Source organism: Streptomyces sp. NPDC006510, assembly GCF_040611955.1.
Taxonomy (GTDB): Bacteria; Actinomycetota; Actinomycetes; order Streptomycetales; family Streptomycetaceae; genus Streptomyces.
The window spans coordinates 22,691-38,336 of the sequence record NZ_JBEXPH010000027.1 but is presented as its reverse complement, the minus strand read 5'-3'; the positions used below and the strand labels follow the sequence as shown (position 1 = coordinate 38,336).

The following is a 15,646-nucleotide window of genomic DNA, read 5'->3' as shown; positions in this document are numbered from 1 at the left end:
CGCCGCTGTCCCGGGATGTCAATTGACCACGTCGGATTTCACCCGCGCCAAGGAAGCCGCCTCAACCCAAATCGGGTTGATTCGGAAGCCAATTAATGCAAACCCGAGCAACACATATACGCCACGATCAACTTGACCAGACATTAGATCGCCGGGTGTGAAGCAGTCAACGGCAACCCCCCTCAAGCGGATCGGAAGGGTCCGCACCATCCCCCCTGCCCGCACGGCCCACCGGCCCCTCACGCCGAAAGTGTCAGCAAGCTGCATCCAGGGCCCGCATCCGCGAGACCCACCGTCCAGTTACGCTGCCGTACGAAGTCGTCCGGCTACGGAGCGGAGTGAAGGCTGTCCCATAGAGGCCATCGCACTCCCCGGCATCGGGGCGCGGCCTACGCTCCACCCGTGAACGCGCTCCTCACCCCCAGCACGACCGAAGCACTTGTCCACTGGTGGCCGATTGCGAGCGAAAGCCCCGATCCGGCCGATCTCGCACTGCTCGACACCGGGGAGCGCGAGCGCCTGAACCGCATGGGCCATCCGCGCCAGGCGGCCCAGTTCGCCGGCAGCCGTGCCGGCGCACGGCGCGCACTGGCCCGGCTACTTCAAGTCAGTCCGTTCGAAGTGGAATTCGGGCGCAGCCCCTGCCCCGGATGCGGCGACCACCGGCACGGCCCACCAGCCATCCTCCGTCCCACGAGCCCCTTCCGGATCAGCGTCTCGCACTCCGAGGGCTGCTGCCTGCTCGCGATCGCCCGGACCCCGATCGGGGTCGACGTGGAGGGCGTACGGGACATGGACACCGAGGAGTTGGGGGCGATCGCCCTCACCCCGGCCGAGCAGCGGCACGTACGCGCCTTTCCTCCGGGCAGCGCGCGCCACCGGGCCTTCCTGCGCTGCTGGACCCGGAAGGAGGCCGTGCTCAAGGCCGTCGGGACCGGCATCACGACGGACCTGACCGCCGTCGAGACCCACCCCGGCAGCACCGGCTCCGCGACGGTGCTCGCCGGCGTTCCGGGCACCCCTGGATCATGGACCGTGAGCGACCTCGCCACGCCCGGAAAATGGGTTGCAACCGTGGCGCTCCCTTCCGACGTCTCCATGTCCGTGAGTCTGCACCACCCACCGGCAGTTTCGATTTCAAATTCCCTAGGTCTCGACCAATCGGCAGGTCTCGACCAATGAGACGCCCCGTCGTCGTTCGTCGATCACAATGCGAGGTTCCGCAATGCCGCGTTCCACGAACGGACGACTAACCGTCACCCTGCGGAAGATCGCCGCCGCCCGTCGGCGTGATTTGCCTGACACTTCATGCGCGGCGCGAGCGCGTAAAGCGCCGGCGTACGGAATCAATGCGATTCCCGTGGCGCCCGACTAAACCGGCGGGTAATACGGATCACGCAATTGATATGCGGCCGGGGGTGCGGAGCCGGCGCGGGGACGGCGCGGGCGCAGGCTCGGGACGGCGAGGGCGCAGGCAGCGGCTCAGACCAGTGCGCCCGCGGCCTTGAGGTCGTCGAAGAGCAGCTGGTCGACCGGCGGGACGAGCGGCCGGTCGGCGTAGGAGAACCACGCCATCTCTTCTATCTCGCTGCTGACCGTCAGCGTCCCGCGGTACTCACCGGCGTAACAGCTCATGCGCACGACCACCCCGTCCGGATGGCCGTGCGCCTGTGCCTCGTACGTGCCCATGTGGGACACCGTCGCCGGGAGGATGGCCACGGCCAGCTCCTCCTCGACCTCGCGCAGCAGGGTCTGCAGGTCGGTCTCCCGGCCCTCCCGCTTGCCGCCGGGGATGTAGAAGACGTCCTTCCCCCGCGGTCGCGCGCAGAGAATCCTGCCGTTCTCCACCCGCACCCATGCCACCGTGTCGATCAGGACCGACATCACTCCGCCTTCGTTCATGTGCAAACCCGGTCGGACAGGACCTTAGCGGGGCGGAGGCCGCCTGCCGGAACGCCCTCGGAACCGCAGGACCGGCTCGGGCGGGCGACTCGGGCGACCGGCGCGGCGAGCGCACGCGCGGGCACGCGCCGGAGCGCGACCACCGCCCGCCGCACTCCTCGCAGTCGCCCCAGGGCCTGTCCGGCGGATCAGGGTCGGACAGGGCGCGGCGTCCGGTGCGGTGCATCGCAGGGCGCCGGAGCGTCTTAGGTGGGGTCTCCCCTGCTCGAACGGAGTTGAGAGCTCGGGGAAGGAGCTGTTCGGACGTTCCGGCAACGCCGCGAGGTGCCGTGCCAGGCGTCGCGGCCCCGGCCATGATCTGCCGGACAGACCCTTAAGGCCGGGCGCTCGGCTCGACCCGCTCCACCCAGTAGAGCTGCTTGTGTCCGTGCTCATCGAGCTTGTCGGCAATCTTCTGGGCCTCGCCCTGCGTGGCATACCTGCCGACGCGATAGCGATTGCCGTTGTCGTCCTGCCGTATCACCAGCCACTGGAGCACGGCGCCGTTGTCGCTCATCGTGTCCCTCCCCAGCATCGCGCCCCTCCCTCGAACGACGTGCACGTTTCTAAAGATCCCCAGGAAACCGCAGTACGCATATGCCCGAGCGTACGCCTGACCTTCACTCAACGCATACGGAATTGCACAAAGAGACACCGATCCGACCGACAAGAGGGGGCGCATCCGGCCGGATGCGCCCCCTCTGCGCCCGTGACCATGCGAAGCCCGGCCGGTGCGCCGGCCGGGCTTCGCATGGCTGGTCCGTCATGGACGGCTTCGTGTCCGTTGTGGGCGGCTTCGCGTTCGCCTTCCGATGTGCGGGTGAGGACCGGAGGGAAGGAGCGGGACATGACAATTCACTGCGGCCGCCGATCGCCCGCCCGTTACGGGATCCGACCGGGCGCCGGATCGTCGTCGGCGACGCCGGACGACGACGCCCTTCGCGGGCCGGTCACCTGACCGGAAGGTGGTAGGCGACCCGGAAGCGATCGGCGGGCACCACCACGTCCGCGGTCTCGACCGGGCGGCCCGACGCGTAGTACGTCCGCTCGATCACCATCACCACATGCCCCGGCACGCCGCCGAGCGCCAGGAGCTCCTCCGCCAGCCCCGGGCGCGCGCCGACCTGCTCGGCCACGTTGTCCACGACGACATCGATCGCGGCCATCCGCTCGACCACCCCACAGCCGCCCAACGGGCCCTCCTCCGGCAGCATCACCGGCGTACGCCCCGTCACGGCGAGCGGCTCCCAGGAGGTGGAGAGCATCATCGGCTCCCCGGCCTCGCGGAAGGTGTACCTCGTCCGCATCACCCGGTCGCCCGGCTCGATGCCCAGGCGCCCGGCGATCTCGACGCTCGCCCCCTCCTGCTCGCTGCGGGACTCCCACGTCCCGTGCACCCCCTCCGCCGTCTGTTCCTGGCGGAACGGACTCGCACCGGCCGCGGACCGGTAGCCGGAGCGGGCGATCCGCCGCGGGACGGGGCGCTCGCGGACATAGGTGCCGGAACCGGAGCGCCCTTCCACCAGACCCTCGGCCATCAGCACCTTTCGCGCCTCCAGCGCGACGGTGTCCGACACTCCGTACTCCTCGCGGATACGGGCCTGCGAAGGCAGGCGCGTATGCGGCGGCAGCGAACCGTTGACGATCTTCTCTCTCAGATCGCTTGCAACGCGCAGATACGCGGGCTGCTCACCGAAAGTCACAGGTCACTCCCAACAGATTGACAGTCTGCAACAGCCTGACAACCGTCGGTTGTGAACCGCAAGCACAGGCCAAAGATTCACTCGAAGTGGTGATTCGACAGGCCCCCATGCATACCCGGCCCTCGACCACCAGAGGGATCCCGGCTCTCCTCAGGCGTCCTCCCCTCCTCCGGTTCACCGCAACCGCGATCGGCTTCACGCGGGAGTGAGGCGTCTTCACGCGGGAGTGGGGCGACCGCCGAAGCAGCCGCCCCACATGTTCGAAGCGTCACGGACGCCTCGTCATCAGAACTGCAGACCCCATGAGTTGATCCTGCCGGTGTCCGCCGCGGCGTTGTCGCCGACCCGCAGCTTCCAGGTGCCGTTGGCAACCTCCGACGAGGCGTTCACCGTGTAGGTGGTGTTCACGTTGTCGGCGCTGCCACCGCTCCCGTAGGCCTTCAGGTTGTAGACCGAACCGTCGGGCGCGACCAGGTCGATCCTCAGGTCGCCGATGTAGGTGTGCGTGATGTTCACGGGCACGCTCAGCGTGGCCGGCGCGTTGCCGGTGACACCGGTGACGGTGATCGGCGACTCGACGGTGGCGTTGTCGCTGATGGTGTAGCTCGTCGTGCTCTCGAACTTCTTGCCCGGCGGCGTGGTGGAGCCGCTGCCGACGTTCAGCAGCCGGTTCGGTGAGCCCGTACCGGGGTTGGTCACCACTCCGGTGCTGGCCGCGGCGACCAGTCCGGCGGAGACCTGTGCCGGGCTGTCGCTCGGGTGGCCGGCCAGGTAGAGGGCGGCGGCACCGGCGACGTGCGGGGTCGCCATCGACGTACCGGAGATCGTGCTGGTGGCGCTGTCGCTGGAGTTCCAGGCCGAGGTGATCGACGAGCCGGGGCCGAAGATGTCCAGCACGCTGCCGTAGTTGGAGAAGCTGGAGCGGGCGTCGGTGCTGGTGGTGGAGCCGACCGTGATGGCCTCGGTGACCCGTGCCGGGGACTTCGTGGAGGCGTCGGTCGACTCGTTGCCCGCGGCGACGGCGTAGGTGATGCCGGACGCGATGGACTTGCGTACGGCGGCGTCGAGCACCGAGTCCGCCCCGCCGCCCAGGCTCATGTTGGCCACCGCGGGCTTGACGGCGTTCGCCGTCACCCAGTCGATGCCCGCGACGACCTGCGCGGTCGTGCCGGAGCCGCTGTTGTCGAGGACCCGGACGGCGACGATCTTCGCCTTCTTGGCCACGCCGTACGCCGAACCCGCGACCGTGCCCGCCACATGCGTGCCGTGGCCGTAGCCGTCCTGCGCGGTGTTGTCGTTGTCGATGGCGTCGTAGCCGTACGAGGCCCGGCCGCCGAAGTCGCTGTGGGTGATCCGCACACCGGTGTCGATGATGTACGCGGTGACACCCTCGCCCCCGTTGTCGGGGTAGGTGTAACTCTGGTTCAGCGGGAGGGACTTCTGGTCGATCCGGTCGAGGCCCCAGGAGGGCGGCGAGGGCTGGGTGCCGGTGACCCGGAAGGTCCGGTTCTGCACGACGGACTCGACGGCCGGGTCCGCGGCGAACTTCTTCGCCTGCGCCTCGGAGAGCTCGACCGCGTAGCCGTTGAGGGCAGCACGGTAGGTCTTCTTGATCTTGGCGCCGTACTCCTTGGCGAGCGCCTTGCCCTGCGCGGAGCCGGCGTCGGCCGCCGAGTCGTCGAGCGTGACGATGTAGCTGCCGCTGATGGTGCCCGGGGCGCCCGCGTTCTGGATCCGGCCTTCCGTCGCCGTCCCCGACGCGGAGGCGGGGAGCACGGCCGCGGTGGAGAGTGCGAGGGCGGCACCGGCTATGACACTCGCCGCGGCGAGTCTTCGACGCGTGTGGGGGGTGTGACGCATCACTGACATGTGAGGGGTCCTCCTCGATTGCGGTGCGCTGGTGGGGGGTTCCGCGTGAAGCGGGGACGGAACGGAGCAGAAATCGCATGGGCATGACAATCAACCGCTGCGGGTTCCGCACTGCCCGCGGCCTGCCGACAGCGAAAGATTGACCGATTCATGGGAATCACACAAGGGTGCGGTGGGCTCCGCAATACCTTCGCCATGGGGCCGCCACGCGCCTGACATGCTGACAGGCATGCCCGCATACATCTGCCCGCAGGACGGCACCCGTGCCGAAACCAACGCTCTCACCTGGTGCTGCCCGGTCTGCCGCGGCCCCTGGGACCTCGACTTCGAAACCGTCGGCACGCTCTCGCTCAACTCCCTGGCGGGGCGCGTCAATTCACTGTGGCGTTACGAGGAGGTGCTGCCCCTCTCCGCACCCACGACCACGCTCGGCGAGGGCCGCACCCCGCTCGTCCCGCTCACCGGCACGGTCTCGGCCAAGCTCGACTTCCTGATGCCGACGCTCTCCTTCAAGGACCGCGGCGCGGTGATGCTCGCCGAGCTGGCCCGCCGGCTGTCGCCCGAGCGCGTCGTCGCGGACAGCAGCGGCAACGCCGGCACGGCCGTCGCCGCGTACTGCGCCCGTGCCTCGCTCCCGTGCACGGTGTACGTCCCCGAGGGCACCTCCCCGAAGAAGACCGAGCAGATCCGGGCCCACGGCGCCCGGCTGGAAATCGTCCCCGGTGACCGCGAGGCCACCGCGGCCGCGGCCCGTACCGCCGCCGACACCCCCGGCACGTTCTATGCCTCGCATGTCTTCAACCCGTACTTCCTGCACGGCACGAAGACGTATGTGTACGAGCTGTGGGAGGACCTCGGCGGCCGTCTCCCGGACGCCATCGCCGTACCGGTCGGCAACGGCACCCTTCTCCTCGGCGCGGCCCTGGCCACCGCCGAGCTGCACGCCCGGGGGCTGATCGACCGGCGTCCGGCGCTGATCGCCGTTCAGGCCGAGGCCGTCTCGCCGCTGGCCGCCGCCTTCCGCGCGGACGCCGACGGACTGCTCGACGACCCGGCCGGACACGCCGCCCCCACTCTCGCCGAGGGCATCGCCATCCCCCGCCCGCCGCGTGCCCAAGCCATCCTCGCCGCGGTCCGGGATTCGGGCGGCACCTTCCTCACCGTGACCGAGGATCAGATCCGTGCCGCGCAGCTGGATCTGGCCGCCCGCGGCTTCTACGTGGAGACGACGGGCGTCGCCTGCTGGGCCGCGGTCGGCGGCTGGACGGACCGGAGCGTCGTCGTCCCGCTGTGCGGCGCGGGTCTCAAGACCGGCCTCGCGGGCTGACGAAAGGGGCCACCGGCGCCCGCTGCCGCATCAGCCGTTCACCCCGCGCGCCGCGCACCGCCACGCGGCGCGCGCTTCCCTACCTTCGTACGGTGAGCCTCTCGCGCATCCGTCTCCTCACGTCCCTGGCGTCCCTGACATCGCTGGTCGCGGGCGCCCTGATCGCGCCTCCGGCCCCCGTCTCGTACGCGGCGGCGCGTCCTTCCGCCGCGGCCACCGCCTGTGGCCGGGACGCCGATCCCGCCTGGGCGCTGACGTCCACCCGGTTCGGCGAGGCGGCCGGCTACGACCCCTATACCGGCAACGGATACCTGGGCCACCGGGTGCCCGCCGCGGGCGCCGGATACGCCGCGTCGGGCGAGAAGACCGGCTGGCCGCTGTTCACCCCGCGCTACGACGGCGCGTTCGTCTCCGGTCTGTTCGGGCGCGACAAGGATCTCGCCGGAGGCCGGGAGGTGGCCGCCGCGCTGCCCAGCTGGACGAACCTCGACGTACGCGTCGGCGACGAGACCTACGGCTCCGACACACCCCCCGGCCGGATCTCGCACTACCGTCAGACGCTCTTCCTGCGCTGCGGGCTGGTGCGTACGTCGCTGCGGTGGACCACGGCCGACGGACGCGCGACGGACCTGACGTACGAGGTGCTCGCCGACCGGTCCGATGTGCACACGGGCGCCGTACGCCTGCGCATGACACCTCGCTGGAACGGCACCGCGACCGTCACCGGCCGTCTCGACCCGAGGGGCGCACGCCGGATCACCCTGGCGGACGACGGTACGTTCCGCACCCGGGGCACCGGGACCACGGGCGCGATCGTCCAGACCCTGCGCTCCGGGAGGCCCGGGGCCGGGGCGACGCCGGTCGCGCCACGGAGCACGCACCGGGTGCGCGACGGGCGTACGTACACCTTCGAGAAGTACGTCGGCATCGACACCGCGCTCACCTCCCCCGCCCCGCGCGCCGCCGCCCGCGAAGCCGCCCGGCGCGCGGCCCGGCGCGGCTGGTCCGGGGTCCTCGCCGCGAACACCGAGGCCTGGCAGCGGGCCTGGGCGGCCGACATCTCCGTACCGGACAGTCCCGACCTCCAGAAGTGGCTGCGGGCGGCACAGTACGGGCTGCTGGCCGCCACCCGGTCCGGGTCCCGCGACAGCATCGCACCGGCCGGTCTGACCAGTGACAACTACGCCGGCATGGTGTTCTGGGACGCCGAGACCTGGATGTACCCCGGGCTGCTCGCCACCCGCCCCGAGCTGGCCCGCGCCATCGTCGAGTACCGCTACCGCACCCGCGAAGCCGCCCGCGCCAACGCCCGGAAGCTGGGTTTCCGGGGCCTGTTCTACCCGTGGACGAGCGCGAGCAGGGGGGATCTGTGGTCCGAGTGCCAGAGCTGGAACCCCCCGCACTGCGTCACCCAGAACCACCTCCAGGGCGATGTCTCGCTGGCCGTATGGCAGTACTACCTGGCGACCGGGGACCACGACTGGCTGGCCGGCCGCGGCTGGCCGCTGCTTGAGGGGATCGCCGAGTTCTGGGTCTCGCGGGCCACCGCCAACGACGACGGCAGCTACTCGGTGAAGGAGGTCGCGGGCCCCGACGAGTACAGCAACGGGGTCACCGACGGGGTCTTCACCAACGCGGTCGCGGCCACCACCCTGCGCAACGCCACCCGCGCGGCGCGACTGCTGGGACACCCCGCACCGGCCGAATGGGCACGGGTCGCGGACGGCCTGCGCATCCCGTACGACCCGGAGCGCAAGCTCTTCCTCCAGTACGCGGGCTACAACGGCTCGACGATCAAGCAGGCCGACACGGTACTGCTGATCCATCCGCTGGAGTGGCCGATGGAGCCGGGCGCCGCCGCGTCCACGCTCGACTACTACGCGGAGCGCACCGACCCGGACGGCCCGGCCATGACCGACTCGGTCCACGCGGTCGACGCGGCCGCGATCGGGGAGCCCGGCTGCGCAACGTACACCTATCTCCAGCGCGCCGTCCGCCCGTTCATGCGCGGCCCGTACGCGCTGTTCAGCGAGGCGCGGGGCGCGAAGGCGGGTGCCCAGGACCCGTTGTCGGGCTTCCCCGCCGAGGACTTCCTCACCGGGAAGGGCGGTTTCCTCCAGGTCTTCACGCACGGCCTGACGGGTCTGCGGCTGCGGGAGGACGGTGTGCGGCTCGATCCGATGCTGCCGCCGCAACTGGGCAGCGGCGTCACACTGACGGGGCTGCGCTACCGGGGCCGTACGTACGACCTCGCGATCGGCCCCCGGACGACGACGGTCCGGCTGGCCTCCGGCGCCCCCTTCACCGTCCACTCCCCCGCCGGCCCCCGCCTGCTCACCCGCACGCTCACTCTCCCCACCCGCCGCCCGGACCTCACCCCGACCACGGACGCGGCCCGCTGCCGCCCGGCGACGGCGACCTCGGAGGCCCCCGGCCTGTACGCGGTCGCCGCGGTGGACGGCAGCCCGGCCACCGCCTGGTCCCCGGACGGCGCGACGGGCGCGCTGACGGTGGACCTGGGCCGTACGGGCGCGGTGACGTCGGCCGAACCGGAGTGGACGGACGTGCGACCGTCCTCGTACCACCTGGAGACCTCGCCCGACGGCACGCGCTGGCAGCCGTACCTGACGGGCGCGGTTGCCCGGCTGGTACGGCTGACGGTCGAGTCGGAGGACGCGCAGAAGCCCGCGGGCATAAAGGAGTTGAGGATCACCCAGCCGTAACCGTCCAGCCGTACAGGGCGTGCAGGGCGTGCGGGGCGTGCAGATCACCGACCGCGAGCGTGGGCGCGGGCGCGGCGCCTCAGCCCTGCGGCTGGAAGTATCGGGCACCCTTCTCGATCAGATGCGAGGCATAGGCCCGCCCCAGCGCCGGCTTCCCGCGGTACATGCCCACGTAGCCCTGCGCGCTGTCGACCACGACCGGGCGCGCGAAGCAGGCGAACTGGTTGCGCTGCTTCTCCTCCGCCCACGCCATCGCGGCCGGATCGATCCGATCACTGACGAGAACGGGGAAGGCCGCGACACCGGTCTGCATCCCGACGGGCAGACCGCCCTTGTTCTTCTTGGCGTACGCGAGCACCTGCGTGGTGAACGTGTCGATGACGGGCACGGTGACCTCCGGCACGGCGGCGGCCACGGTGAACAGATGCAGATTGGTGGCCGCCCACAGCATCCGGAAGTCGGCCCGCCGCCCGACGAGGACCGGGACTCCGGACCAGTCCTCCCAGCGCGGGGCGCAGGCATCGGCCGCCAGTCGGCTCTCGACCGAGGCCAGGTAGTTCCGTATCGACTCTTCGCTCATGGCCGCGATTGTCCACGGACCGCCCCGGTTCATGAAATACGGGGCGCCGGACATGCTGCGCGCCGGGCGACGGACATCTGCGCACCGTACCCGGGCGCGCGCCCGCCTCCGGCGGACCGTCAATGACTGCCGCGATGGACGTTCCCCGGGTTCGCGGTGAGGCGGGTGCCCAAGAGTGCTCGTGGGGGCTTGCCCTGGAGGCCTGCGGCGAGCTTCCGGATCGCGGGGAGCCGCGCGAACAGCGCCTCTCCCGGGCAGTTGGTGGCGAAGCCGTCGCTGTGGCCGGAGATGGCGTCGAAGGCGGCCGAAGTGCCCTTGGCGTAGCGGCTCTTGTCGTTCGTCGACGTGAGCCGCACCTTGCCGGTGGGGTCGACGCCGCCCAGGCCGAGCTTCCAGGCCGCGAGTGCCGCGATCGCGTGTTCCATGGCCGCCGGTACCGCCGTCCCCGGCCCGAAGGTGCCGATGGCCGCGATCCCCGTGGTGCCCTGGTTGAACCCGATGGTGTGGGAGCCGATGACGGGCCGGTCGGCACCGCCGGCGCGGCCTTCGTAGATGGTGCCGCACTTGTCGACGAGGAAGTTGTAGCCGAGGTCTCCCCAACTCCGGTCACGGGTCTGGCCCGTATACAGATTGCGCAGCGTACGGGGGACGTCCGCGCAGTCGTAGCCGTTGGGGGTGTCGGTGTGATGGATGAAGACCGCGCCGACCCCTCCCGCGTAGTGGGCATGGCGGTCACGCTTGGTCTCGTCGGCCCGCCACTGCGCACGCGACACGATGGCGGGCCGGGGCACCATGTGGGGCAGCGCCATCGACGCCGCGCCGAGTGCCGGGAACGGCCGCCCGGTGTCGACCGCCGGCTGTGCGGCCACGCCGGGCCGCCACACGGAAAGCGGCCCTTCCGGAGCCGTGCCGCGGGCGGCCCGGGCCGCCGTCACTCCGGCGGGTGCCGCCAGGAGGGGAAGCGCCATGGGAACCGTCGCCCAGAGCGCTATTCGGTACAGACGCACAGGGAAAACCTTCTTTGTCTTTCGCCGGGATGCCGGCGGGAGCGCGTATGCCCACAGCTTTGCGGCGCCGGGTTCCCCGCGCGCGCCGGGTTAGTGCAGACAGGCGAGCACCACCACGGACCCTCCAACTGCCGCCCGGAGCAAGCGGGTGAGCCCCCTGCCCGCATCGGAGTGAAACGGTGAACCGGCTCCCCGTCCTGCGCCGTTGAACCCGGGATCAGGCCCGGGGCGGCCCGCCGTGACGTGCGGGGTCACGCTGCCGAGGCCATGATCGGGCCACGGAGGAGCAGTCGGGGCAAGCGCTTGGAGGAACCATCGTGGACACGAACGGGCCGGAGGACGGGGACATGGAACGGTCGCACTGCCTGGTCACCGGGGCGTCCGGGTACATCGGCGGGCGTCTGGTGCCCGAACTACTCCGAGCGGGTCACCGGGTGCGGTGTCTGGCCCGCTCCCCCGGCAAACTCCGTGACCACCCCTGGGCGGGGGACGCCGAGACGGTACAGGGCGACGTGACGGACGCGGACTCGGTCGCCGCGGCCATGCGCGGGATCGATGTCGCGTACTACCTGGTGCATGCCCTCGGTACCGGCTCCGCGTTCGAGGACACCGATCGCCGCGCGGCCCGGATCTTCGCCGAGCAGGCACACTCCGCCGGCGTGCGCCGGATCGTCTACCTGGGCGGGCTCACTCCACCGAACGTGCCCGAGGAATCGCTCTCCCCGCATCTTCGCTCCCGGGCCGAGGTCGGTCGGATCTTCCTCGAATCGCCGGTGCCCGCCACCGTGCTGCGGGCAGCGGTCGTCATCGGCTCGGGATCGGCCTCCTTCGAGATGCTGCGCTATCTGACCGAGCGGCTGCCGGTCATGGTCACCCCCAGCTGGGTGCACACCCGGACCCAGCCCATCGGGGTACGCGATGTCCTTCGCTGTCTCGTCGGCTCGGCCGCCATGCCGCACGACGTGGACCGGGCGTTCGACATCGGAGGGCCCGACATCCTCACGTACCGGGAGATGATGTTCCGTTACGCCGCCGTCGCCGGACTGCGTCGGCGGCTCATCGTGCCGGTTCCGGTGCTCACACCGGGGCTGTCCAGCCACTGGGTCGGCCTCGTGACCCCGGTGCCCACTTCTCTGGCCCGGCCGCTGACGGAGTCACTGCGTCACGAGCTGGTCTGCCAGGAGCACGACATCGCGCGGTACGTGCCCGAGCCTCCGGGCCTGCCGTTGCCCTTCGACGAGGCGCTGGCCCTGGCACTGCGGCGGGTGCGTGAGGCCCAGGTCGCCACCCGCTGGTCGTCCGCCTCCGTACCGGGGGCGCCCAGCGATCCGCTGCCCACGGACCCGGACTGGGCCGGAGGCAGCCTCTACCAGGACGAACGGCAGCTGTCGGTCGATGCGTCCCGAGTGGCCCTGTGGAAGGTGATCGAGGGGATCGGCGGCGACAACGGCTGGTACTCCTTTCCGCTCGCCTGGGCGGTCAGGGGATGGCTGGACCGGTTCGTCGGTGGTGTCGGACTCCGCCGCGGACGACGCGACGCCGAGCACCTTCGGGTCGGGGACTCCCTGGACTTCTGGCGGGTGGAGGAGATCGAGCCCGGACGGCTGTTGCGGCTGCGCGCGGAGATGCGGCTGCCGGGCCTCGCGTGGCTGGAGATGTACGCCGAGTCGGACTCCGAGGGCCGTACCCGCTACCGGCAACGAGCACTGTTCCACCCACGCGGTCTGCTGGGCCACGCCTACTGGTGGTCGGTCTCCCCTTTCCACGCCGTGGTCTTCGGCGGCATGGCCCGCAACATCACCCAGGCCGCCGCGAAGGGGATGAGCGCGCGCGGAGCCTCGTCGCACGCCGACCGCGCCCGAAGGCCCCGTCACGGGCGGCAGGCCGGCCGGTAGCGCCCATCGGCACCGCCTCCCGGTCGTGGTCGGTCGTGCGGTGTGGCCGGTGACGCGCTCAGCGGTACGGTGACCGTCGCACGGACAGGATCGCCACATCGTCGTTGACGATGAGCGCGGTGACGAACCGTTCGTCGTCGCCGGTCTGCGCGGCGTAGGAGTTGTGCTGTACGACAGAGGCGTCCATCGCATCGACGAGCGCGGTCAGGGTGGGCTCTCGGTGGGCCGTCGCGCGGAAGGCACCGATGACGGCGAAAGCGGCGCCGACCGCGGGCAGGCCCTTGCCCTGGACGTCGCCGATCAGCACCCGGGTTCCCCAGGGAGAGACGACGACGTCGTAGATGTCGCCGCCGACGAGCCGGTCCTCCTGCACGGGCTCGTACACGCCGTCGACCAGGACGTCGTCGGTGAGCATGGGCAGCGGGCGCAGGATGTGGCGCTGTATCGCGGCAGCGGTGGAGCGCAGCCGCAGCATCTCCTGCTCGCGGCTGATACGGCGGTGGCACGCGTACACGGAGACTGCCCCCAGGACGAGGACGAGCAGCACCATGAGGATCCTGTCGAGCCACGGCCCCTCGTCATCGGGCCGGAGGAACATGGCGACGATGACCACGAGCGCGGTCCAGGCGAACACGAACTGCGTCTGACGCACGGTGCACAGTGCCGACGCCGCCCCCGGCAGGAACACGAGGAGCCCGAGAAGCCACACCGGGGACTGCGACAGGGCCCCCAGGGCCGACACCAGAACCGTCACCGAGACCACGGCGATCACTACTTCGACTTCGCTCGGTGGTTCGATGGCCTCGACGGGACGAGCCAACTTCTTCCGATGCTTGCGGACCACGGGACCTCCGGGGCAGATCGTGCACGCCCCGTACCGTAGGCAGCCCGGCCGTGGGAGGTCCGCGCCCCGCCGGATGGTGAACCGGGCGGGGCCCGGGCCCCGCCCGCGAACAGGACGGCGATGCCGACGACCGGGTCGAGCGGTCCGCGATACGGCGCACCGCGTCGAGCGAGGCGTTGTCCGCCCTCCGTCTCACAGCCGGACCGCCGACGCCTGCGAGTCGGTGACTACAGAGTCGTCCACACGATCGACAACGGAGAGTTGGCCCCTCAGGCCTGCACACTTGATGCCCACTGTCCGCCACTCACAGCGGCCAGGCGGTCAGCAAATCGCCGGGGCCGTAGGTGGCGTCGAGCCCCGGACAGTCGACTCCGTTGCGCGAGACCGCGACGACTGGAACGGGTTCGTCGGTGAGGGCGGCCCGGTGTCGATGGAGAGCTGCCAGGTCGTGCCGGTCGAAGGGCGACTGCTCCAGCCACTTGATGGAGCCGACGAAGAGCAGTTCCTTGGCAATGGGTGCGCGGTCCGCCCCGACGACATCGATCTCGACGTCGTTGGTACGGGTCCAGTAGCCGCCCACTGCGGGGGCCGCGGGCAGCCTGTCATCGGGCAGTATCCGCGCCAGGGCCTCGCGGACAACGGGCTCGACGGCTCGGCCGCGCCAACTGGTCCAGTTCTCCCGGATGCGCGCCAAGGTCAGATCACCCCGGCCCCGCTCGATCTCCTCCATGGACGGGCCGAGCAGGTGCAGCCAAAACCGCAGGTAGGGATCTGACACCCGGTAGCGGCGATCCTTCGACGGACGCAGCGAGACGGGCAGCTCCGCAGCGACGATCCGCTTGCCCGTGAGCAGCTCCAGCGCTCGCTGCAGGGGCGTGGCCCCGATCCCGCCGGCCGCACGCGCGATGTTGGTGAAGGTCCGCTCGCCACTGCCGATAGCCGCCAGCACCGTACGCGCCTGAGCCTGCGGGGGGAATTCGGCAGCCAGCGAGCGCTCGGCCGACACCAGCAGAGCCGAGACCGGATCACTCAGCGCCTCGCCGAGGAAGTCCCACAGCCCTGCACCTCGCGGCCACTCCGCGCAGATCAGCGGCAGCCCGCCGGTGACCAGCGCGGCGTCGAAGGCTTCCGCCGGTTCCAGCCCGAGCATCCGCCCCACCTCGGCAGGGTTCAGCGGCCCGAGCACCATCTCCCGGCCGCGCTGATGGAAGGGGCGCCCGTAGCTGTTGAGAGCCTCCATCATCGACAGATCGGAGCCGATGAGGACCAGCAGCACCGGCTTGGTCTCCAGCACCCGGTCCCAGGCCCGTTGCAGCATCCCTTCAAAGGCGCCGTCGGTATCCATCAGGTACGGCACTTCGTCGATGATCAGAACGCTCGCCCGGTCGGCAGGCAGCGCCGCGGCCAGCACATCGAACGCGGCATCCCAGCTCTCCGGCCGCGCGGCGGCCACCAGCCCCGCCAACGGCAGCGTCGATGCCTGGGCGTCCCGGGCCAGCCGTGCCAGATCATCCCTGGGGGACGCGCCAATCGCAGCGAAGAACAAGAAAGGGGCTCCGGAGCGCTCCGCAAACCGCTCGACCAGTCGCGACTTGCCCACCCGGCGCCGCCCACGCAACATCACGCACCGACCGGGCCGCTCCCCGCCGACCCCTGCCGCCACCTTCTGCAGCTCTCGCTCCAACGCCGCCAGCTCCTGCCGACGGCCTACAAAATCCACCACGTCTGCCGACCTCCACGCATGACACTAACGTCGA

General features: G+C 70.8%; 11 protein-coding genes and 2 pseudogenes. 5 read left to right on the top strand and 8 right to left on the bottom strand.

What is annotated here, in order from left to right:
- Positions 1-402: 402 nt before the first annotated feature.
- On the top strand, positions 403-1,182 hold the full coding sequence (locus ABZY11_RS11810) for a 4'-phosphopantetheinyl transferase superfamily protein (RefSeq protein WP_356478980.1): 780 nt from the start codon (positions 403-405) through the stop codon (positions 1,180-1,182).
- Between the two features lie 300 nt (positions 1,183-1,482).
- Here ABZY11_RS11810 and ABZY11_RS11805 read toward each other — a convergent pair whose 3' ends face one another.
- The 4 genes from ABZY11_RS11805 to ABZY11_RS11790 all read right to left on the bottom strand — a co-directional run bounded on the left by ABZY11_RS11805 (position 1,483) and on the right by ABZY11_RS11790 (position 5,513).
- On the bottom strand, positions 1,483-1,884 hold the full coding sequence (locus tag ABZY11_RS11805) for an NUDIX domain-containing protein (RefSeq protein ID WP_356479008.1): 402 nt from the start codon (positions 1,882-1,884) through the stop codon (positions 1,483-1,485).
- 391 nt (positions 1,885-2,275) lie between these two features.
- Positions 2,276-2,476 (bottom strand): SPOR domain-containing protein, encoded by a 201-nt coding sequence (locus tag ABZY11_RS11800; protein WP_356478979.1) that lies wholly within the window; start codon positions 2,474-2,476, stop codon positions 2,276-2,278.
- A 415-nt stretch (positions 2,477-2,891) separates the two neighbouring features.
- Positions 2,892-3,644: a GntR family transcriptional regulator gene (locus tag ABZY11_RS11795; RefSeq protein WP_356478978.1), complete on the bottom strand. Its 753-nt coding sequence runs from the start codon at positions 3,642-3,644 to the stop codon at positions 2,892-2,894.
- Between the two features lie 285 nt (positions 3,645-3,929).
- Complete coding sequence (locus ABZY11_RS11790) at positions 3,930-5,513, bottom strand: S8 family peptidase (RefSeq protein ID WP_356478977.1); 1,584 nt, start codon at positions 5,511-5,513, stop codon at positions 3,930-3,932.
- A gap of 229 nt (positions 5,514-5,742) precedes the next feature.
- On the opposite strand from ABZY11_RS11790, the gene ABZY11_RS11785 reads away from it, so the two are divergent.
- Entirely contained in the window at positions 5,743-6,840 is a 1,098-nt protein-coding gene (locus tag ABZY11_RS11785; RefSeq protein ID WP_356478976.1) for a threonine synthase, read from the top strand.
- 92 nt (positions 6,841-6,932) lie between these two features.
- On the top strand, positions 6,933-9,563 hold the full coding sequence (locus ABZY11_RS11780; RefSeq protein WP_356478975.1) for a glycosyl hydrolase family 65 protein: 2,631 nt from the start codon (positions 6,933-6,935) through the stop codon (positions 9,561-9,563).
- 79 nt (positions 9,564-9,642) lie between these two features.
- Here the strand turns inward: ABZY11_RS11780 and ABZY11_RS11775 are convergent, their stop codons facing one another.
- Together ABZY11_RS11775 and ABZY11_RS11770 are read right to left on the bottom strand one after the other, a co-directional pair.
- Entirely contained in the window at positions 9,643-10,143 is a 501-nt protein-coding gene (locus ABZY11_RS11775) for a levansucrase (RefSeq protein WP_326767561.1), read from the bottom strand.
- Positions 10,144-10,262: 119 nt separating this feature from the next.
- Positions 10,263-11,111 carry a peptidoglycan recognition protein gene (locus ABZY11_RS11770; RefSeq protein ID WP_356478974.1) on the bottom strand — a complete coding sequence of 283 codons (849 nt, stop codon included), beginning with the start codon at positions 11,109-11,111 and terminating at the stop codon, positions 10,263-10,265.
- A gap of 386 nt (positions 11,112-11,497) precedes the next feature.
- Here ABZY11_RS11770 and ABZY11_RS11765 point away from each other — a divergent pair, with 386 nt between their 5' ends.
- Complete coding sequence (locus ABZY11_RS11765) at positions 11,498-13,045, top strand: SDR family oxidoreductase (protein ID WP_356479007.1); 1,548 nt, start codon at positions 11,498-11,500, stop codon at positions 13,043-13,045.
- A 106-nt stretch (positions 13,046-13,151) separates the two neighbouring features.
- On the opposite strand, the pseudogene ABZY11_RS11760 reads toward ABZY11_RS11765, so the two are convergent.
- Positions 13,152-13,889 (bottom strand): annotated as a pseudogene (locus ABZY11_RS11760) (SpoIIE family protein phosphatase); the annotation flags it as partial.
- 189 nt (positions 13,890-14,078) lie between these two features.
- Between ABZY11_RS11760 and ABZY11_RS11755 the strand changes: the two are divergent.
- Positions 14,079-14,153 (top strand): annotated as a pseudogene (locus ABZY11_RS11755) (type II toxin-antitoxin system RelE/ParE family toxin); the annotation flags it as partial.
- A gap of 40 nt (positions 14,154-14,193) precedes the next feature.
- Here ABZY11_RS11755 and ABZY11_RS11750 read toward each other — a convergent pair.
- Positions 14,194-15,612 carry a DUF234 domain-containing protein gene (locus tag ABZY11_RS11750; RefSeq protein ID WP_356478973.1) on the bottom strand — a complete coding sequence of 473 codons (1,419 nt, stop codon included), beginning with the start codon at positions 15,610-15,612 and terminating at the stop codon, positions 14,194-14,196.
- Between the last annotated feature and the right edge of the window lie 34 nt (positions 15,613-15,646).